Raw genomic sequence first — 21,469 nt, forward strand, 5'->3', positions numbered from 1 at the left:
TTCTCCCTTACTTTATAAATTCAGCGATAATGCCGTCAAATGCGTTGATAGCTTCGTCTATCTTGTTCTTGTCGCCGATACCTGCCATAGCCATATCGGGACGTCCGCCGCCCTTGCCGCCTGTTATCTCGGCAGCAGCCTTGACTATCTTGCCTGCATTGGCACCCTTTGCAATAGCAGCCTTGGAGCAGGCGCAGAGGAACTTGGGCTTCTCGTCGGCGGTTCCTGCCATAAGGAGAATAAAAGGCTCGTCAATATTCTTGACGCCGTCGGCAAACTTCTCATACATATCCGAGCCAACGTTTGAAAGCATATTTGCCATTACCTTAACGCCGTTTACCTCGCGGCAGTTCTTGATTATCTCCTCAAAAATGCCGTCTGCAATGCGCTTCTTGAGAGCCTCGTTCAGCTTCTCAAGTCCCTTGTTGGACTCAAGGACAGAAGTAAGCTTCTCTTCAAGCTGGGACATATCGCCCACCTTGAGGATACGAGCCGCCTCTCTCACCCTGTTCTCAGCCTCGGTAAGGATCTTCAGCACGCCGCTTCCGGTAACTGCCTCGATACGTCTTACGCCCGAAGCAACGGAGTTCTCGCCGATTATCTTGAAAAGTCCCAGACGGGAGGTGTTGTCGATATGTGTACCGCCGCAGAACTCAACGGAAACGCCCTTTGCTTCAACCACACGGACGATATCGCCGTACTTCTCGCCAAAGAGTGCCATTGCGCCCAGCTTCTTTGCCTCATCAATGGGCATTTCGGTCATAGTAACGCTTATTGCGTCAAAGATGTCCTTGTTAACGATAGCCTCTATCTCAGCCAGCTGCTCGTGGGTAACTGCTTCAAAGTGGGAGAAGTCGAAACGGCAGCGTTCATCGTCAACATAGGAGCCTGCCTGATGAACGTGGTCGCCAAGCACCTTTCTGAGAGCCGCCTGGAGAAGATGTGCAGCAGTGTGGTTTCTCATAATAGCATAACGTCTTTCGCTGTCAACGGAAGCAGTCACGCCGTCGCCCTTTCCGAGACCGCCCATTTCCATTGTACCGAAATGGAGATACTGTCCCTTGGAGGTCTTTTTGGTGTCGGTAACGGCAAAGCGGCTCTCACCGATGGTGATAACGCCTCTGTCGCCTACCTGTCCGCCGCTCTCGGCATAGAAGGGAGTCCTGTCAAGGATAACAACAGCGTCGTCGCCCTCTGAAAGCTCGGTTATCTCAGCGCCGTCTTTGAAAATAGCAAGCACCTTTGCTCCTATCTCAAGCTGTGAATAATCATAGCCCGTAAACTCGGTCTTAGGCAGGTCAAGGTTGCTCATTGCGTCCTCGTCCCAGGAAGAACCGCTCTTAGCATCATGGTCGGCACGTGCAATTGCCCTTGCGTCGGCAACGCACTTTCTGAAGCCCTCCTCATCAACGGAAACGCCTTTTTCGGCGGCAATTTCCATAGTAAGGTCAATGGGGAAGCCGTAGGTGTCGGAAAGCTTGAATGCGTCCTCGCCGGAGAGCATACCGCCCTTTTCGATGGAGGAGAGCATCTTGTTCAGTATCTCCATACCTGCGTCAACGGTCTTTGCGAAGCTCTCTTCCTCGTTCAGGATAAGCTTCTTGATGTATTCACGCTTTTCGTCAAGCTCGGGATATGCGCACTTGTTTTCGTCAATAACGGTATCGACTACCTGATAAAGGAAAGGCTCGTTTATGCCTAAAAGTCTGCCGTGACGTGCGGCACGTCTTAAAAGTCTGCGGAGAACATAGCCTCTGCCTGTGTTGGAGGCAGTAACGCCGTCGCCAACCATAAATGTGGTGCTTCTGATGTGGTCGGTGATAACTCTCAGGGAAATATCGGACTTCTCGTTGTCCTTGTAATTCACGCCTGCAATGCGGCTGATGTGCTTCATAATGTTCTGAACGGTGTCAACCTCGAAAAGGTTGTCCACGCCCTGCATAGCGCAGGCAAGTCTCTCAAGACCCATTCCCGTATCAATGTTCTTGTGCGCCATCTCGGCATAATTGCCGTTTCCGTCGCTGTCGAACTGAGAGAATACCAGATTCCATATCTCGATAACTCTGTCGCAGTCGCTTGCCTGCTCAAAGCTCTCGAAGGGGCCGTAGCTTTCGCCGCGGTCGAAGTGAATTTCGGAGCAGGGACCGCAGGGACCACTGCCGTGCTCCCAGAAATTGTCAGCTTTTCCGAGACGGATAATTCGCTCCTTGGGAATGCCGATATCGTTCATCCAAATCTGCTCAGCCTCGTCGTCGCTCTCAAAGATGGTTATCCACAGTCTGTCCGCGGGAATTTCCAGAACGCCTGTCAGGAACTCCCATGCCCAGGCAATGGCTTCCTTCTTGAAATAATCGCCGAAGGAGAAGTTGCCCAGCATCTCAAAATATGTGCCGTGACGGGCAGTCTTGCCCACGCGCTCGATATCGGGTGTGCGGATACACTTCTGGCAGGTGGTGACTCTTACGTTTGGAGGAGTTTCGGTGCCCAGAAAGAATTTCTTCAAAGGCGCCATTCCGCTGTTGATGAGCAGCAGGCTGTTATCCCCCTGAGGGATAAGGTTAGCGCTTGCCATTCTTGTATGATTTTTGCTCTCAAAAAAAGATAAATACTTCTCACGGAGCTCGTTAAGACCTGTCCATTTCATTACTTTAAGACTCCAATCTGTATATCGGGGCATATTCCCCCGAATTTATTTACATACATCAGTTATTATAGCAAATTTTACAGCGGTTGTCAATAAGCGGAAGGAAGGGAATTTTATTTTTTGAAAAATTTTTGCAGGCTGAGCCTTCAGCCACTCGTTCTATAATTTATCCGGACAGCAGGCAGACGGCTCGGCAGCGATACAAAAAGCTGCCAATAATTTCGATTTAACAGGCTGATATCATACCTATCGGCGCGGAAACAAAGCTAACCGATCTTTACAAACTAACAGCGCGACCTCGCTGCGGGTCGTCACCCGCCCCCGCTGCCGCAGGCATATTTTTCCGTTTGTTGAATATAGATTAGACAAGCATAAAAATAAAGGAGAGAAGAGCTATGTCTCAAAGCCTACTTGAAAGGGATTACACCGAAAGCCCCGCCCCTCAGCAAGCGGAACCGCCGAAAATAGGACTAAGCTCCGGACAAGCGGAGGAGCTGCGGCAAAAATACGGTCCGAACTCCCTCGCCTCGGAGCGGAAAGCCCGACCGCTCCGAATATTTATGGGGCAGTTCAAGGACGTTATGGTCATGATACTCATCATAGCCTCGGCGGTGTCTGCCTTCATCGGGGAGTATTACGACGCCCTCACCATAATCATTATCGTGGTCCTCAATGCCGTTCTGGGCTTTGTGCAGGAGTACCGCACGGAAAAAACGCTGCTTGCTCTCAAGAATATGGCGGCTCCCATGGCAAAGGCGTACAGAGACGGTCATCTTGCGGTCATACCTGCCTCGGAGCTTGTCCCCGGGGACGTTATCTCTCTCGAAGCAGGGGACAAGGCTGCCGCAGACTCGGTGATACTCAGCGCAAAGGGGCTTATGGCTGACGAAAGCGTGCTCACAGGGGAAAGCGTTCCCGTTTCCAAGTCGGCAGGCAATACGAGAGATACGGACAATTCTCTCGGGAAACCGAACATCATCTACAGCGGCAGCATAATCACCAAGGGCACCGCCGCCGCAAGAGTCATCGCCACAGGGGTAAACGCCCAGATGGGAAAGATATCGGGAATGCTCACCGATATAGACGAGGAGGAAACTCCACTGCAAAAGCGGCTGGGTGAGCTTGGCAAGGTAGTTGCGGTCATATGCCTGGTTGTCTGCGTTATCGTGGCAGGAGCGGGGATTTTAAAGGGCGAGCCTGTTTTCGATATGCTCATGACGGGCATAACCATCGCCATCGCAGCCATTCCCGAGGGGCTTCCCGCCACCGTCACCATTGCCCTTGCCCTTGCCGTCAGCCGAATGCTAAAGCAAAATGCCCTTGTCCATAAGCTCCATTCGGTGGAAACTCTGGGCTGCACCTCGGTCATATGCACCGACAAAACGGGTACAATTACCGAAAACAAAATGACGGTGAAAAAGGCATATACCGCAAACGGCGAATATGAGCTTACGGGACAGGGCTACCGTGTATCGGGGCGTATCGTTTCTCCCAAGGGAGAAAGCGCAAATATCAAGACCTCCGCAGTTCTGCGCGAGCTTCTCCGCTGCGGCGTATTATGCTCCAATGCGGATATTTCCGATGATAACGGCGATGAACAGACTATAGCAGGCAATGAGCGCACCATTGCGGGAGACCCCACCGAAGCGGCACTTCTCATTGCTGCGGCAAAGGGAGGAATGAGCCACAATACGGAGCGAATGGCATACAAGCGCATTGACGAGCTGCCCTTTGACAGTGACGTAAAGCGAATGACGGTCATAGTAAAAGACCCCTCGGGGCAGGGAATGATATCCTACTGCAAGGGCGCGGCAGACGTTATCCTTGAGCGCTGTACCCATATCCTCACCGAAGGCGGCGTGAAGGAGCTTTCCTATTCAAAGAGAAAAGAAATCGCAGATAAATGCGGCGAGATGTCCTCGGAGGCTCTGAGAGTGCTGGCATTTGCCTACTGCCCCAAGGCTTCAAAAAGCTCACCCGACAGCGGAATGGTATTTTTAGGACTTATGGGCATGACCGACCCGCCGAGAGAGGAAGCAAAAAAAGCCGTCCGCCTCTGCAAAAGCGCAAGGATACGGACGGTCATGATAACGGGGGACCACAAAAACACAGCGGCGGCGGTTGCCCGTCAGGCAGGGATACTTACAGGCGAGGGCGGAGTCATCACAGGGGAAGAAATGAGCAAAATGACCGACAAGGAGCTGGAGAATGCCGCCCGTGATACTTCTGTCTTTGCCCGGGTCTCCCCCGCCGACAAGCTGAGGATAGTGAGAGCCTACAAGCGGCTGGGGCATATCGTCACAATGACAGGCGACGGCGTGAACGACGCTCCTGCGGTAAAGGAAGCGGATATCGGCGTTGCCATGGGCATTACGGGAACAGACGTTACCCGTGAGGCGGCGGATATGGTTCTCCTCGACGACAATTTCGCCACCCTCGTAAGCGCAGTCGAACAGGGACGGGGAATTTACGCCAATATCCGAAAATTTGTCCGCTACCTGCTTTCCTGCAATATAGGCGAGGTGCTGACCATGTTTCTGGGCATTGTCATGGGTATGCCCATGGTGCTCCTGCCTGCACAGATACTTCTTGTAAATCTCGTAACGGACGGTCTGCCCGCAGTGGCGCTGGGCGTTGAGCCCTGCGGCGAGGAGAATATGAAAATGCCCCCAAGAAGGAAGGACGAAAGCTTCTTTTCGGGGGGGCTGATGTTCAGGATAGTTTTCAGAGGCATACTTATCGGCATATGCACCCTTGCCTGCTTTACGGTAATGCTCAGAACGGGCGGCTCTCTTGAGGCGGCAAGAACGGGCGCGCTGGCAACTCTTGTAATGTCCCAGCTTTTCCATGTGTTTGAATGTAAATCCGAAACGGGCAATATTTTTACCGTGCCCTATTTCAATAACATTAAGCTGATACTTGCAGTGCTTTTCTCGGTGGCAGTCCTCGGGGCGGCGATATATCTGCCGTTTTTGCAGATGGTATTCACCACCGTCCCCCTTACGGGAGAACAGCTTCTGATTGCGGCAGGGCTTGCATTTGCCGCTCCTCTGCTGCAGTGCTTCGGGGCGAAATAATTATTCCGCTGTTTCCTCTTCGCCCTCGAATATGACCGTAACTCCCCTTTCGGCAAGCTTATCGGTCACATCTCCCGAAAGTGAGCTGTCTGCGGTGAGCTTTGTCAGGGCAGGAAGCTCGAGGAGAGGGGAAAGGTCGGTTATCTTCGTTCCCGAGATATCAAGCGTCTCAAGCTCTGACATTCCCGATAAAAAGGACAGGTCGGAAACGGCGCAGTGAGATACATCAAGATTTTTTAGACCTGTGAGGGGGGCTATGAAGGACAGATCGGATAGGTCGGTGCAGTCCGCATAGACCTCCTCCGCCTTTTTGTGAATTGCCGCGTCATAGGACGGGTCGCCCATTTCCATGGCACCGGGTGCGGCGTATTTATAAGGGGTTACGGACAAAGTCTCAAGGCGGTCAAAATCCCCCAGGAACTCCGTCCCCTCCTCGGTCATAAGGCAGAGCGAAAGCTCCCGCTCGCCGGTATTATAATACTGCCCGTCTATCCTTCTTGTGTTGTCCGAAAGGCTGCCCGACAGTGCATTGAAGGCAATGAACAGGGCTATTACCGCGGCAAGTATCACCGCCGCTTCTATGGCTCTTTTTTTCAAAATTTATCCTCCAGAACAGCTTCGGGGTATGATGATATCATACCCCGAAAATTATTTTCAGTTATTATTACAGCCTGCTGTAAAGCTCCTCATACTTTCTTGCGGAGTTGACCCAGGAATAATCGGTCTTCATACCTCTGAGGACCATCTGATCCCATTCCTTGCGGCAGTCGAAGTAGATGTGCTTTGCATAGTTTATTGTGGCAAGAAGCTCCTCGCCGTTGTAATTTGCAAAGGAGAAGCCGATACCCGTGCCGTCATACTCGTTATAGGGTGCAACGGTGTCCTTTAAGCCGCCTGTTTCGCGGACAATGGGCACTGTGCCGTATCTGAGACCGATAAGCTGAGTAAGTCCGCAGGGCTCAAACTGGCTGGGAACGAGCACAGCGTCTGCGCCTGCGTAGAGCCTGTGGGCAAAGCTTTCGTTAAAGAGGATATTTGCGGAAACTCTGTCGGGCTTTCTCCATGCATAGTCTCTGAACAGATTTTCATACTGAGGGTCGCCTGTGCCGATGACAACGAACTGTGTATGCTGGTCGCATATACGGTCAAGAGCGTATCTTACAAGGTCAAGACCCTTCTGGTCGGTAAGACGGGAGATAATTGCTATCATAAACTTGTTGTCGTCCTGAGGGAGACCAAGCTCCTGCTGGAGAGCCTTCTTATTTGCAGCCTTTGCCTTCTTCACGTTCTTTATGCTGTACTGCTTGGCAATGGCTGTGTCTGTCTCAGGATCATATGCGTCATAGTCGATGCCGTTCACGATGCCGCAGAGAGACTGATTTCTGGCTCTGAGCAGTCCGTCCAGACCCTCGCCGTAGTAGGGAGTCTGTATCTCACCTGCATAGGTGCCGCTTACGGTAGTGATAAAGTCTGCATACACAAGACCGCCCTTGAGCATATTTGCGTCCTTTTTGAACTCAAGCTTGTCGGGTGTGAACACATAGTCGGGCAGTCCCGAAAGAGACTTGATGGTCTTGATATCCCATATGCCCTGAAATCTCAGGTTATGTATGGTGAAGATAGTCTTTGTTCCCCAATAGAAGGGATTGTCCTTGTAGAGTGTGTGGAGATATACGGGCACAAGACCTGCCTGCCAGTCGTGGCAGTGGATAATATCGGGCTTGAAGCCGATAACGGGAAGTATTGCCATTACAGCCTTGGAGAAATATATGAATTTCTCAATATCGTATCTTGTGTCGGCATAGGGCTTGTCTCCGCCGAAGTAGAAGAGATTGTCAACGAAATAGAAGGTTATCCCGTCGTACTGATACTCCATAATTCCGACATGAACGCTGTTGAAGCGCTGACCCATATCCATATAGAAATGGTGAACATATTTGAAGTTATTTCTGAATTTATCGGGGATACATCTGTAGTTGGGGATAATCACGCGGCAGTCATATTCGTTTTTGTTGAACATTTTGGGGAGAGTTCCCACAACGTCAGCAAGTCCGCCTGTTTTTATAAAAGGAACACATTCGGAGGCTACAAAGAGTATATTTTTCATAAATCCATATCCGTCCTTTCGGTATGTAGTACTGAGCAAACGCTCAGTAATTTCTATTCATATTATATAATATTTTTCATCAGCCGTCAATAGGTTTTTATAATTTTTCCATAGCGCGGTCTGCGAAAACCGATATTTTTTCGTACGATATTATTGACAAATTCGTGCGATTTGTGTATAATGAATATAAGGAGAAGCCATACTATGCTTTATGAGGAGGAATGAATATGTCCATCACAGCTACAGAATTAAAGATGAATTTAGGAAAATATCTTCTGCTTGCAGAGACCGAGGATATTTTCATCACCAAAAACGGAAAGGTCATTGCAAAGCTGTCAAATCCCAATGCGGACAGGGTTGAAATGGCAAAGTCTCTCCTCGGAATTATCCCCGCCGATGTTACCCTTGAGGAAGCGAAGGCGGAAAGGGCAGAAAATATATGAAGGCGCTTATCGACACCTGCATCGTCATTGACGTTCTGCAAAAGCGTGAACCGTTCTGCAATGCGGCTATGGAAATTTTTCTTGCCGTGTCAAACCGCCGTTTTACGGGAGTGCTTACCGCAAAATCTATCACAGATATCCATTATATCCTGCACAGAAGCCTCCACAATGAAAATGAAACACGAAAAGCCGTCCGCACTCTTTTTACGCTTTTTGCAGTCGCCGACACCCTTGCCTCCGACTGTCAGAACGCACTTTCATCTCCTATGACAGATTACGAGGACGCTGTTATGTCCGAGACCGCAGGCAGACTTGACATTGATTACATAGTAACACGTAACAAAAGGGATTATATAAGCTCCTCCGTTCCCGTTCTGTCTCCCGATGAATTTCTGAAGATACTTGAGACATAGAAAAACCCGGGCTTTCGCAGCGCACACTGCGAAAGCCCTGTTTGTTACCCATTCATCGGCTGGATCTCCGCAAAGCGGAGAGCCTCCCCGTCGGCAGTGAGGATCACGCTGTCGCCGGGCTTTATCTCCCCCTTGATTATCTTTGCGCTGAGAAGATTTTCCACCCTGTCGGTTATCTCGCGGCGCAGGACTCTTGCCCCCTGAGATCTGTCCTCCTTGCAGGCAAGGAGCCGTACTGCCTCGGGAGCAAATTCCATGGATATCTCCATTGCCGCCGCACGTTCTCTGAGCTCCCCGAGAAGCTTCTGCGCCAGCGCCTCAAGCTCCGTTTTTCCGAGCCTGCCGAATACGATGACCTCGTCTATCCTGCCCAGGAGCTCGGGGCGGAAATGCTTTTTAAGCTCTCTCCTCACATCTGCCCTTATCCGCTTGTTCTCCTCCGCCGCAGACAATTCCTCACCCTCGAAGCCCAGCCTGTTTTTCTCGGTCATTTCCCGAGCACCCACGTTTGATGTGAGTATCATTACGGTGTTTGCAAAGCTTGCCTGCCTGCCCTGACTGTCGGTGAGTATGCCGTCCTCAAGTATCTGCAGCAGGATATTTGACACATCGGGGTGAGCTTTTTCTATCTCGTCAAAAAGTATCACCGAATAAGGACGGCGGCGCACTGCTTCGGTAAGCTGTCCCCCGTCGTCGTAGCCCACATATCCCGGAGGAGAGCCGATAAGACGGGAAACGCTGTGCTTCTCCATATACTCGGACATATCAAATCGGAGAAGTGCTTTCTCATCATCAAAAAGGCACTCGGCTATTGCCTTTGCAAGCTCGGTCTTTCCCACTCCCGTAGGACCCGAAAAAATAAAAGAGCCAATGGGTCTGCGGGGGTCACGAAGCCCTGCCCTGCTGCGGCGTATGGCTTCCGCCGCAGCCTTTACCGCCTCGTCCTGACCTATGACCCGCTTGTGAAGCTCCTCCTCGAGAGTAAGGAGCCTTTCCGACTCGTCTGCGGTGAGCCTGCCCGCAGGTATGCCCGTGGCGGCGGAAAGCACCTCGGCAATATCGTCAGCTGTGACCCGGGGGCGGCTGTCGCTGTGGTCGCCCATGGTCTCGCTGAGGCTCTTTTTCTTTTTGGGCATATTCCTGTCTATCATTGCGGTAAGCTCGTCGGCAAGGTCGTTAAGGGATTTTTTTGCACCCCTGATATGCACCTTTGAAGCGGCTTCGTCTATAAGGTCGATCGCCTTGTCGGGGAGACATCTGCCGTTTAAATACCTTACGGACATATCCACCGCCGCCCGCACTGCCTCGGGAGTTATCCGCACCTTGTGAAAATCCTCGTAGCAGGGGCAGAGACCCGTAAGTATCCTTACCGCCTGCTCGGGAGTCGGCTCGCTTACGGTCACCTGCTGAAAGCGGCGCTCGAGAGCGCTGTCCTTGCCGATGAATTTGCGGTATTCGTCAAAGGTGGTGGCGCCGATTATCCGCAGCTCACCCCTTGCAAGCTGGGGCTTTAAGATATTTGCGGCGTCAATTGCACCCTCGGCGGCTCCCGCTCCCACAATGGTATGAAGCTCGTCAATAAACAGGATAATGCTGCCGTTTTCGATGACCTCGTCAATGCACAGCTTTATCCTGTCCTCGAAGTCGCCCCGGTATTTGGCTCCTGCAAGCATTGAAGTGAGATTAAGGGAAAAAATATGCTTGCCCTTCAAGGTATCGGGCACATTTCCCGATGCAATAGCCATTGCAACTCCCTCTGCAACGGCAGTTTTTCCCACTCCTGCTTCACCCACAAGACAGGGATTATTTTTCGTCCTGCGGGAAAGTATGCGTATGACCCTGGCTATCTCGTTTTCACGGCAGAATACGGGGTCGCATTTATTTTCAGCCGCAAGGGCTGTAAGGTCTCTGCCGTATTTGATAAGTGTGGGGGCTTTGGTGATGGGGGGAAAATATTTCACATCAAGTCCCGAAAGTCCGCGGCAGGTGCTGAGTATCGCCGAGACATTCACCCCCATTTCACTGAGGATATTTACGGCTGTGCAGTTTTCCTCACGAAGAAGAGCCGCAAGAAGATGCTCGGTGCCCGCAGGCTTTTCGGGAGTTGCCCCCGCTCCCCTGCAGGCGCTGTCTATGATACGTGAGACCGCGGGGGTAACAGAATCCCTGTCCACCACCGACGGCTCTCCCCTGCCTATAAGGCGGATTATGCGCCCCAGCACCTTTTCCTCGGTAACTCCCGAGGATTTGAGGATACTTGCCGAGGTGCTGCCCGTCTCCGAGGAAAGGGTGAGGAGCAGATGCTCGCTCCCCACATAGGTATGCCCCAGCTTTCCCGCCTGGATAAAGGCTTTGCTTATTACGGTGTTTGCTTTGCGTGTAAGCAGCTCCTGATCGTACATTCTATACAGCATCTCCTTAACAGGTCAATTTCAGATACATTAGGGAGTCTTTTTTGAGAGACTCCAATATCTATTATGGACTGTTTTTTCCAAATTAACTGTCGTATTAAGGGAAATGCTTGATAATTCAAATTTTATTTTTGTCTGATTATTTGTATCGTTACCGAGCCGTCCGACTGATGTCCAAATAAATCATAGAACGAGCGGCTGCAGGCTCAGCCTGCTTTCACCCACTCATAAGCCACCGCAAACCATTCTCTTACCCAATATGACGGCAGGAGAGGGAGAAAGGTATGGGAGCTTTTGCTGTAGCTTTCAAGCCCCTGCTTTTTCGATATCATGGAAGCTCTCAGCTGATGGAACTCGCTGGTTATTATCACCGCTCTGCGCTCCGCACCGATGCTGTCGATAATTTCCAGGGAGTTCCGGATATTCTCATAGGTGTTAACAGACTTGTCCTCCAAAATTATCCTGTGGGCTGAGATCCCTCTGCTCACAAGCCCGTCTCTGATACATTCTGCCTCGCTCACAGGCTCGTCGCTGCCCTGTCCGCCCGAGGCTATGCATATCACATCGGGATTTGCCGAGAGATATTCATATGCCGCTTCGATACGCTTTTCAAGCATAAGAGAAGCGCCGCTCTCCTTTACTCTGCACCCGAGGACAATTACGTTTGCAGGCGTTTCGGGCTGTCTGTCCACTGCCCTTGCCATAAAAACGGAAATGACAACTGCGAGTATGACCGACACAGCCGCAAGCAGGAAGAACAGCACAAGCAGCACTCTGCCGAATTTATTCTCAGCCGCCTTTAAAACAAGCCTTGCGGCAGTATCGGGAAACAGGCACACAAAGGCAAGAGCGGCGCTCACAGCCATTCCCGCAGCGTTTCCCGTGTGAAATTTTGCAGTCATACCCGATACAAAAAACAGCAGAAAAAAGCCTGCGCTTATTATCCCTAAAACTAAAAGGCACACTCGGGGAAGCGTGCCTTTTACAATTTCCGAAATCATTTTCATAACGCCTGCTTCAAAGCCTTTGCAAGCTGGTCGGGGCAGGAGGTGCCTCTGCCGCCGCAGTCAACGTTCTCAAGCCTTGCTATAACGTCCTCGACCTTCATTCCTTTTACGAGACGTGAAATGCCCTGAGTGTTGCCGTTGCAGCCGCCTGTGAAGATGACGCTCTTAACAACGCCGTCCTCGACCTCTGCGGTTATCTTTCTTGAGCATACCCCTCTGGGGGTGTATTCTATAGTCATTTTAAAGCTTCCTTTCCTTATTTCTTGCTGCAAAGCCGCAGTATGCGGTCAATGTTATCCTTGTCGGTGGTGTACATTCCCAGATGTGTGGGGCGCATATTGTACAGCCCGTGGAAATCCGAACCGCCCGTTACTATAAGGTCATATTCGTTCGCCTTGGCAAGAAGCATTGCCTGCTGCTCCTCGTCGGCGGAATAGTGATATACCTCAATGCCGTCAAGCTTGCCGTTTGAAGCAAGGTCGTCTATCAGGTCAACGGAGTCATATACCATGGGGTGGGCAAGCACCGCCGCTCCCCTTGCCGAATGGATAAGCTCGAGAACATAGTTCACATCGGGATATTCCCTCTCCACAATGCAGGAACCCGTCTGCTCATTGAAAAGCTCGTCGTTCAGCCTGCCGTAGAAATGGGTGGAATAGCCGTATTCGATAAGGGCGTGAAGGATATGCTGCTTGTAAATGCTCTTGGAGCCGCTTAAATGCTTGGTGATGTCCTCGGCTGTGATGGGGTAGAGCTTGAGAACATTCTCCACCGTTTCCTTGGCGCAGGACTGCCTTATCTCGCTGCATCTGCGGCAGATACCCTCAAGCCTGTCGGGCTTCTGGGGCGCATAGCAGAGGATATGTACCTTCCTGTTTCTGGTCTTATCCCAGGCGGTAAGCTCCACTCCGGGAATTGTCTGTACGCCGTATCTCTCTCCCAATACCTTTGCCCTTGAGACAGATGACATGGTATCGTGGTCTGTGATGGATATAAAATCAAGTCCTATGCGCTTAGCCTGAGCGATGACCTCCTCCATTCCGAGGGAGCCGTCCGACAGAGTTGTATGTACGTGAAGATCGCCTTTCATATATACAAGATCCTTTCCTGTGCAGGATTTTGGCAGCAGTCATTCGGCTGTCTCTCAGCCGAACGAATTTACACCTTACTATTATACCACATTTACAGCCCATTGTGCAATACCTTTTCTGATATTTTCACGATAGTTTCACAATTTCGCTGTTATTCGGCTCTGTTTCCCTTGTATTCCCGTCTTTCTTCGCCGCTGTAAACCGTAAATCTGTCCTTGCCGCCGTTTTTGGAGAAGTACATTGCGATATCCGCAGAGGTGTAAAGCTCCTTGAAGTCCTTTCCGTATTCGGGGGCGAGCGCCACGCCGATGCTTGAGGAAACGCTTACCGACTTGCCCAGGCTTTCATCGGAATAGGTGTACCTGATACTTTCGCAGAGAGCGGTGCAAAGCCCGTTTATACGCTCTGCCGCATCGTCTCCCGAGAGAAATGCCATAAACTCATCGCCGCCTATCCTGCCTGCAATATCGCCGCCGTTAAGCAGTGCTTCTATCTTTGTGGCAATGTCCTTTATGACCGAGTCGCCCCAGGAATGTCCTAAGATATCGTTCACGTTTTTGAAATTGTCCACATCGATCAATATCATTGCATGAGTGCCGCCCTTGGAAAGCCTTTCGGTGATAAGCGCTTCGGTAGTCGTCTTGTTGTAAAGCCCTGTGAAGCGGTCGCGGCTGGCGTCCTCCCTCAGATTTACAACATCATCGATATTGCTTATTTTTCCGACTATCTTGACAGGCTTTGAGTCTGCATATATGGCTGTTCCGCTGAATTCTATCCAGTTGACATTTTCATTTATGTCAATTCGGGAAACCACCGCTCCGCAGGCTGTTTCTCCCGAGAAAAAGCGGGTGGCGATATCCGTATCCTTCGCTCTGAAGCCGTCGCAGGACAGGACGCGTTTCAGAAATGCCGTATGGGAATTTGCAATGGTCTTCGGAACATCGGGGTCAAAGACAGAGCCATAGGTGATAAGGCAGTCTGTCTCGATATCGTACTCGAAAACCACGTCGGAGGAGCTTTGCAGAGCAGTCTGATAAAGCTTTCTTTCCTTTTCGGACTTGATGTTCATCTCTCTGAGCTGGGACATCATTTCGTGATTGCGGTGGAGAAGGGAGTTAAAGCCCACAGCAAAATGCTCCAGCTCCCTGCAGCCCTCGGGGACAAGAATATCGTCCTCTCCCCCGTTGTCGCCGGAAAGCTGTATGGAGTTTATCTTCTTCGTGTAGTCCTGAAGGGGTCTTACCACCTTGTTTGAAACGATGGAGATGGTGACGATGAGCATTGCCGCCACTCCAAGGAAGGTGATGACCATTATCCGTGTCTGGTGGTCGATAAGCCTTTGGGCAGAGGTGAAATCTCTCAGGGCATAGACTGTCCAGCCGCAGTTCTCGGAGCTTTCCGCCGAACCCACAAGCTCTCTTTCGCCGTCATTAAAGCTGCCGTTTCCTGCAGGCTTGATGCCAAGCTTGGAGAATTTGCGGTATATCATATTCACATCGGAATGGTAGATAACGGTGTTGTCGGAGGTAATGATGTATATCTCGTTGTTTTTTGATTCGGGCAGAGCCGATATCTTTACCCACAAGCCCCCGAGCTTGATATCTGCGCCGAAATAGCCTATGACCTCTCCCGTGCGGCGGTCGCGGACGGGGGCTGCTGCGGATATGACCGTTTTTCCCGAAATGGGCGATACATACAGGTCGGTGATGAAATACCTCTCGCTGCCGTTCATCATTTCCCCAAACGGGAACTCCCCGAACTCAAAATCGGGCTTTGCCACCCAGCCGTCAGAGGAATTTGAAAATGCCACGCCCTGATTTACAGCCGATACCAGCCAGGTGCGCTCAAGGCTCTCAGGCGCATCTGAGACGGCAGAGTCAAGCTCTCCCATCGCTAAGCTGAAATAGGCGTTGTCCTCGATGGTATCTCTGTCCTCGGCGGTGCGGAGAAAGCGTTCTATATCCTCCACTGCGGCTTTCATCTCCACAGTCTCGCCGAAGGAGGATATCATATCTTCTATTCTTCTGCAGGCAAGCTCGGTGCTGCCCGCCGCTTCCGATCTGGAAATACTGTCGATGACCCGACGTACGGAAAAGGTCATAAAGCCGCCTGCGATGATGATTATCACCAGCACGGGCAGCACTGTGTACAGCATTATTCGCGATTTAAGGCTCATTAAAGTGGTTTTGTGAAAATTTTCGGACAAGCTCACACCTCCCGAGGGGATATTTTCCGAAGCATTGCGCTCCGGCATTACCCGAAAAAGCTCAACCGTATATTATATGTTCATAGGCTGTCCTTATGAACATGAATAGTCATACTGCTCCATATAATATATCGGCAGTTGTTTTTAAAACTTTAGAGGTTTTTGTATTTTTACGGAGGTTTTACATAAATTTCCAAACTGCATCTTTGCTTGACATTATTTACATAATTATGATATAATTAAAAAAATGTATCTGTGCCGAACATTACAAAGGGGTGACTGAGCTTTGAAAAAGAAAAATGTTAAAAAAGTCCTTATTACGGCGGCGATCTTTTCGGCGGCGTTCAACATGAATGCCTGCGCCTACGGTCCTCCCGAAGGCGATTTAGACGATAACTACAGCCCGAGCTCCAACTACAATGAAGATGTTTACGGTCCTCCCGAGGACTATTATGATGAAACCGAGTCAGAGCAGACAGAAGTATCTTCCGAGGACGGCGACACATTGACCGACCTTGAGCTTGATGAAATGCAGGCGGTTGACAATGCAATTTCCGAGCTTTTAAACAGCGATGAATACAAGTCCCTTTCCTCGGAGGATGAACGAAGAGAGGCTGTCACAGCGCTTATCACGGAGCTTGCGGAAAAGGGCACGGAGGAATTCCCCTATCCCCTGATAAATAAAAGCTCTGTCAATACGGAAGGCGATGTTATAAGCTTTTCCTACAAATGCGGCGCATTGGGCGGCGTGATGACAGGGCCATTTGACCCTATGATGAACTGATAGATCAACGGACGGGATAAGAACAATGAACAATATCAAATCAAAGCATATGAAAGAGCTTGCCGAATATAAGCGGCAGCTTTGGGAAAAGCCCATACTCAGAAATCTTTTTATGGAGCTTACTCTGCGGTGCAACGAAAACTGCATCCACTGCGGCAGCAAATGCACGAGCACAGGCTCCGAGGAGCTGCCTTTATCGGTATGGCAGGACTTTCTTGACAAGATAGCAAGGGATTTTGCGGGCAGACTTCCCATGCTCAGCATTACAGGAGGCGAGCCGCTGCTCAGAAAGGATCTTTTTGAGATAATGGGCTATGCTCACAGTCTGGGCTTCAGGTGGGGCATGACCAGCAACGGAACGCTTATTGACGGCGATATCGCTCACAGGCTTTATGAATGCGGTATGGGCACGGTTTCTATAAGCATTGACGGGCTGCGCGAGACCCACGACAGCTTCCGCAGGACAAAGGGCGGATACGACGCCGCAATGAAGGGGCTGAACGCACTTATCTCTCACGGTGGCTTTAAGCATATTCAGGTAACATCGGTCATACATAAGCAGAATATTGCTGAGCTTGAGGAGCTTTATGAGATAATGTGCGGGCTGGATATAGATTCATGGCGGGTGCTGAATATCGAGCCTATAGGCAGGGCGAAGGAACATTCCGAGCTTGTTCTCCTGCCCGAGGATTACCGCAGAATGTTTGAATTTATCAAAGACAAGCGGAGAGAGGGTATGCCCGTGCTGTACGGCTGCACCCATTATCTCGGGGAGAAATATGAGCGCGAGGTAAGAGACTGGTATTTCCTCTGCAATGCGGGTATCTACACCGCAAGCGTTATGGCAAACGGCAATATCGGCACCTGTCTCGATATCGAGCGCAGGGCGGAGACCTTGCAGGGCAATATTCTGACCCATGATTTCACAGATGTATGGAATAATGGCTTTGAATATTTCCGCAGCGACCTTGCACAGCGAAACAGCAAATGCTCCGAATGTTCATCGAGAGAATTCTGCGGCGGCGGCTCCTTTCACAGCTGGGACTATGACCGCTGCGAACAGCAGGTATGCTTTAAGGATATTTTATTCTGACGTAATTTTTTGCAGGAGCCGCTCCGCCCGGGGCGGCTTTTTCTGTGGGGCAATATTTCAAAGTCCCACAAAAAAGTTAACCAAATCTCCATTGAACTTTTCTTTTCAAAATGATAAAATAGGACGACTACACTAAAAAGGAAGCTGTAATTTTATGTGTACATTTCTGCTTTGTCTGATTTATCTTGCATTTATAAGCCTGGGGCTGCCCGATTCACTGCTGGGCTCCGCATGGCCCGCTCTCAGGCTGTCCTTTGACGTGCCTATTTCCTATATGGGCATTGTTTCTATGATAATCTCGGGGGGCACCATCTGCTCGAGCCTTATGTCCGAACGGCTCACAAAGCGCTTCGGTACGAGGATAGTCACCACGGTGAGCATTTTTGTTACAGCCATTGCTATGTTCGGCTTTTCGACTGTTGCCGAATTCTGGCAGCTGTGCTTATGGGGCATTCCATACGGTCTGGGCGCGGGGGCTATCGATTCGGCGCTCAACAACTATGTGGCACTCCACTACAGCTCCCGTCATATGAGCTGGCTCCACTGCTTCTGGGGCGTGGGCACTATCATCAGCCCCTATATTATGAGCTATGCCATCGCTCATTCCTCGTGGAGCGGCGGCTACCGCATTGTTTCATATATCCAGCTGGGAATTGCTCTGGCTATGCTCATCACCCTGCCCGTATGGAACGTTCACAAGGCTCAGACCGACGGCGGGAATGACGGAAATGTGGTGGGACTGAGAGGTGCCCTTAAAATAAAAGGTGTTCCCTGTCTGCTCATAGGATTTTTCGCCTACTGCGCCGCCGAGGCTACGGTAATGCTGTGGGCAAGCAGCTATCTCTCGGAAACAAAGGGACTCCCCGAAAAGACTGCCGCCGCATACGCTTCCCTTTTCTTCATCGGCATTACCGCAGGTCGGTTTATCTCGGGCTTTGTTTCGGACAGGCTGGGGGACAGGAATATGATACGCATCGGGGTGACGGTGGCTCTGACAGGCGTTCTGATGGTGCTTCTGCCCGTTTCCGCTGAGCTGCCTGCACTGGCGGGATTTGTGGTAATAGGTCTGGGCTGCGCTCCCGTATATCCCAGCATTATCCATGCCACACCCTCCAATTTCGGCGCGGAAAATTCTCAGGCGATAATCGGCATACAGATGGCAAGCGCATATGTGGGCTCCACCTTTATGCCCCCCGTATTCGGACTTATCGCAAATCATCTGAACATCAGGCTCATGCCCTTTTATATCGCTCTGTTCCTTGTTCTGATGATCGTTATGACCGAAAGGACCTTCGGTATGAAAAAGTGATGTTATATCTCTTATTTTCGACAATGCAGGACAATCAATGCTTCTTATCTGAATAAAATCGCCAAATTTTTATAAAAATGTTGCAATTTGTAAAAATATATGTTATAATACTTTTAAACGGCATAACATCTCGCCGAATAATCAGAGGACAGGAGCTTGTATTATGGATGATCGTATTGCCCATATAAGCGACCCGAATTTGATAACACCCGCCGATAACTGCACGGACCTGTTTTTCAGGCTGTTCAACAGTATGTATGACGGCGTCTGCATTTTCGAGGTCTGCGGCGCAAAGGTTAAAGCCCTTTACCTTAATGAAAGATATTTTCATGTCATTGGCTACACAAGGGAACAATATCTGCCTTATTATGACAACGTTACCATCACCCTCTTTGAGGAGGACGAGAAGAGAATATTCGACCATGCTGAGGAATGCGTTAAAAGCGGGGACGATTTCTACTGCGAGGTGAGAGGCTACCGCTTTGACGGCAGCGTGGGAAGGTTCTGCATCAGAGCCAGAGTCGTGGATTTCATCAAAAGCGACAACCCCGTTTTTCTCGCTTCAATAAACGATATCACCGCCCAGAAGGACACCGCTCACCTGCTCAGCATAAATGCCGAAAGATACAAGATACTTGAGGAGACAAGCAGCGCATTCCTTCTCGATTACGATTATGAGAACGACGTTATGACCTTCTCCCCCGGAAAGGGCAGAGAGGATATGGTCATCAGGTCATACACCTCATACCTGCGCAGGAACTGTCCTATCTACGACGAGGACGTTATATATTACTGCAACGTGCTTTTCAAGACCTGCCGCAAAAAGGGCAAGGGCTTTGTGGACGTACGCTCCCTTGACAAGGACAGGTCCTTTTACACCATCTGCCGAATCATTTTCTCAAGCATTGCCGATGAATACGGAGAGATAATCCGCGTTGTGGGCCGGATAGAAGTCATTGACGAAAGCTCGGGGCTTGTTGCCCGATTTGCCGAGGACAGGAGCAGCAACAGCGTGGCAGGGCTTACCGACAGCGTTACCGCTATGGGTATGATAAAAAACAGGCTGCCACAATGCAGAAGCCGCTGCTTTATGGTGGTTGCGGACATTGACGAGTTCACCGCGTTCAACGAGAAATACGGAAAGGCTGCGGCTGATGACGCTGTAAGGCTCTCCGCCGAGCTTATCAAAAAGGTTTTTCCCGAAAATTCGGTGATCTTCCGCTATGTGGGTGACGAGTTCGTAATATTTGCCGAGGATATCAGCGAAAGCGAGCTGTACGATATGGTGGACAAGCTGAGAGCTGCCTGCAGGACCGCTGTGCTTACCGTAAACGGCGAAAGCGTAAACGTGGATATCTCCTTCAGCATCGGCGCTGTCTGGACTGTCTGCGATGAAAAGGTCAATATCAAGGATTTCTTCATCACTGCCGACAGGGCGCTTATCAAGGCGAAAAAAGAAGGCGGCTCTAAAATGCACGTGGAGAAAATCATTTACTGATATTCGTAAATTTTGCTAATTGAAAAAAATCTGCGGCTGTGGTACAATATGTATTACTGCCGCATTTTTTATCAAAGATACAGAAAGGATAATTTCAATGAACAAAAAGGAGCTTGCTGAAATTAAAAAAAGCTTTTCCGAAGGCTGCGGATTTTTTACTCTGAACCGCATTCTTTACGCATACTGCGACGCGGAAAAGCATATCAAATACACCGAGTCAAAGGGCTTTGCTATCATGCCCGAGGACGAGAGCGCTGTGGTCATGGAGACGCTTAAAAAGGCGCTCAGCGGAAGCCTTGGAAAAAATCTGAACGAGTACCGCTTCCCCAACGAGTCATACGAAGAGGGCGGCGCTCAGAATGTGCTTTATGCCGCTGTAAAGGGCAAGCTGGAGGACGAGGAGGCAAACAAGGCTTATATTGACAGAATAGTTGAGAACACCGATTATGCTTCTGCCTACACGATCATTTCCGGCCACTGTACATACAGCATACTTGTGAAGGACAAGAACGATGAAGTTATCGGCGAGGGCGATTCCGAGTATAATTTTGTCATTACCGCTTTATGCCCCGTTAACACGGGCGATGACGGGCTTTTCTATGATGATGAAAGCCAGACTATAGCAAAGAAGTCCAACACAGAGATGATAATCGCAAAGGCTCCTCAGGACGGATTTTTATACCCCGTTTTCAGCGACCGTTCACCCGATGTGAACAGCGTTATGTACTACACAAGGTCGCCTAAGAAGCCTAATCTTTCCATTATCGAGGACGTTCTCGACTGCAAATTCGATTTTACTCCCCAGGGCGAGAAGGAGCGTTTCAGAGCCGTTCTTACCGATGTTTGCAGAGATGAGCTGGATTACACGGTCATCACTAAGGTGAACGACAGCATTAAGGAGGTCATCGACCAGAACAAGAACGAGACCGAGCCGCCTGTTATCGACTGCAGCAGAATGAGGACCATTCTTTCCGACGCGGGAGTAAGCGATGACAAGCTTCAGGCTCTTGACGCGGTTTACAGGGACACTGTGGGTGACGGCGCTCTCAAGGCTTCAAATCTTGTGGAGAACAAGACCGTTCTTTCCGTTCCCGAGATAACCGTTAACATCAGCAAGGAGGGCACAGACAAGGTGAGGACCTCGGTCATTCAGGGCAAAAAGTGCCTGATAATCGACCTTGACGACCCCAGCGTGCTTGTTAACGGGATAGAGACTTCTTTTGAGACTGCGGAGAAAAACGAGGCTGCCGAGGGCGAGGCTGTTACCGTATAATTTTTGGGTCAACAAAGCAGAAATGTCTGCACTTTATTCTTTAATTATTTTCCGCTTTACATTTATACTAATAAAATAATTCAGAACGTTTTTGGGGGACGGGAAAGCCGTCC

16 protein-coding genes are annotated in these 21,469 nt (G+C 50.2%); 8 read left to right on the forward strand and 8 right to left on the reverse strand.

Annotation, left to right across the window (positions count from 1 at the left end):
- Positions 1–7: 7 nt before the first annotated feature.
- Entirely contained in the window at positions 8–2,644 is a 2,637-nt protein-coding gene (gene alaS, locus ACI4J0_RS08510) for an alanine--tRNA ligase (protein WP_439765387.1), read from the reverse strand.
- A 395-nt stretch (positions 2,645–3,039) separates the two neighbouring features.
- Here alaS and ACI4J0_RS08515 point away from each other — a divergent pair, with 395 nt between their 5' ends.
- On the forward strand, positions 3,040–5,721 hold the full coding sequence (locus ACI4J0_RS08515; protein WP_439765388.1) for a cation-translocating P-type ATPase: 2,682 nt from the start codon (positions 3,040–3,042) through the stop codon (positions 5,719–5,721).
- Here the strand turns inward: ACI4J0_RS08515 and ACI4J0_RS08520 are convergent, their stop codons facing one another.
- Together ACI4J0_RS08520 and glgA are read right to left on the reverse strand one after the other, a co-directional pair.
- Entirely contained in the window at positions 5,722–6,318 is a 597-nt protein-coding gene (locus ACI4J0_RS08520; protein WP_439765389.1) for a leucine-rich repeat domain-containing protein, read from the reverse strand. It lies immediately after the preceding gene.
- A 67-nt stretch (positions 6,319–6,385) separates the two neighbouring features.
- A complete protein-coding gene (gene glgA, locus ACI4J0_RS08525; protein WP_439765390.1) occupies positions 6,386–7,828 on the reverse strand; it encodes a glycogen synthase GlgA in 1,443 nt (480 codons plus the stop codon).
- Positions 7,829–8,055: 227 nt separating this feature from the next.
- Between glgA and ACI4J0_RS08530 the strand changes: the two genes are divergently transcribed.
- Entirely contained in the window at positions 8,056–8,271 is a 216-nt protein-coding gene (locus tag ACI4J0_RS08530) for a type II toxin-antitoxin system Phd/YefM family antitoxin (protein ID WP_439765391.1), read from the forward strand.
- On the forward strand, positions 8,268–8,684 hold the full coding sequence (locus ACI4J0_RS08535; protein ID WP_439765392.1) for a PIN domain-containing protein: 417 nt from the start codon (positions 8,268–8,270) through the stop codon (positions 8,682–8,684). The genes ACI4J0_RS08530 and ACI4J0_RS08535 overlap by 4 nt, the downstream gene beginning before the upstream one ends.
- A 44-nt stretch (positions 8,685–8,728) precedes the next feature.
- Here ACI4J0_RS08535 and ACI4J0_RS08540 read toward each other — a convergent pair whose 3' ends face one another.
- From ACI4J0_RS08540 to ACI4J0_RS08560, 5 genes are all read right to left on the reverse strand, one after another.
- The gene (locus ACI4J0_RS08540) at positions 8,729–11,086 is read right to left on the reverse strand and encodes an ATP-dependent Clp protease ATP-binding subunit (protein WP_439765393.1); all 2,358 of its coding nucleotides are present in this window, start codon (positions 11,084–11,086) and stop codon (positions 8,729–8,731) included.
- Positions 11,087–11,301: 215 nt separating this feature from the next.
- Entirely contained in the window at positions 11,302–12,102 is an 801-nt protein-coding gene (locus tag ACI4J0_RS08545; protein WP_439765394.1) for a YdcF family protein, read from the reverse strand.
- Positions 12,099–12,341 carry a TIGR03905 family TSCPD domain-containing protein gene (locus tag ACI4J0_RS08550; protein WP_439765395.1) on the reverse strand — a complete coding sequence of 81 codons (243 nt, stop codon included), beginning with the start codon at positions 12,339–12,341 and terminating at the stop codon, positions 12,099–12,101. The genes ACI4J0_RS08545 and ACI4J0_RS08550 overlap by 4 nt, the downstream gene beginning before the upstream one ends.
- A 17-nt stretch (positions 12,342–12,358) precedes the next feature.
- Entirely contained in the window at positions 12,359–13,192 is an 834-nt protein-coding gene (locus ACI4J0_RS08555) for a PHP domain-containing protein (protein ID WP_439765396.1), read from the reverse strand.
- Between the two features lie 152 nt (positions 13,193–13,344).
- Complete coding sequence (locus ACI4J0_RS08560; RefSeq protein WP_439765397.1) at positions 13,345–15,399, reverse strand: diguanylate cyclase; 2,055 nt, start codon at positions 15,397–15,399, stop codon at positions 13,345–13,347.
- 286 nt (positions 15,400–15,685) lie between these two features.
- On the opposite strand from ACI4J0_RS08560, the gene ACI4J0_RS08565 reads away from it, so the two are divergent.
- The 5 genes from ACI4J0_RS08565 (at position 15,686) to ACI4J0_RS08585 (ending at position 21,356) form a co-directional block, all read left to right on the forward strand.
- Entirely contained in the window at positions 15,686–16,183 is a 498-nt protein-coding gene (locus tag ACI4J0_RS08565; protein WP_439765398.1) for a hypothetical protein, read from the forward strand.
- Between the two features lie 25 nt (positions 16,184–16,208).
- Positions 16,209–17,276 (forward strand): radical SAM protein, encoded by a 1,068-nt coding sequence (locus ACI4J0_RS08570; RefSeq protein ID WP_439765399.1) that lies wholly within the window; start codon positions 16,209–16,211, stop codon positions 17,274–17,276.
- Between the two features lie 154 nt (positions 17,277–17,430).
- Complete coding sequence (locus ACI4J0_RS08575) at positions 17,431–18,585, forward strand: MFS transporter (protein WP_439765400.1); 1,155 nt, start codon at positions 17,431–17,433, stop codon at positions 18,583–18,585.
- 163 nt (positions 18,586–18,748) lie between these two features.
- On the forward strand, positions 18,749–20,083 hold the full coding sequence (locus ACI4J0_RS08580) for a diguanylate cyclase domain-containing protein (protein ID WP_439765401.1): 1,335 nt from the start codon (positions 18,749–18,751) through the stop codon (positions 20,081–20,083).
- Between the two features lie 97 nt (positions 20,084–20,180).
- Positions 20,181–21,356: a DUF4317 domain-containing protein gene (locus ACI4J0_RS08585; RefSeq protein WP_439765402.1), complete on the forward strand. Its 1,176-nt coding sequence runs from the start codon at positions 20,181–20,183 to the stop codon at positions 21,354–21,356.
- Positions 21,357–21,469 lie beyond the last annotated feature (113 nt).

The sequence above is a fragment of the Huintestinicola sp. genome, from assembly GCF_051882455.1.
Classification (GTDB): domain Bacteria; phylum Bacillota; class Clostridia; order Oscillospirales; family Ruminococcaceae; genus Huintestinicola.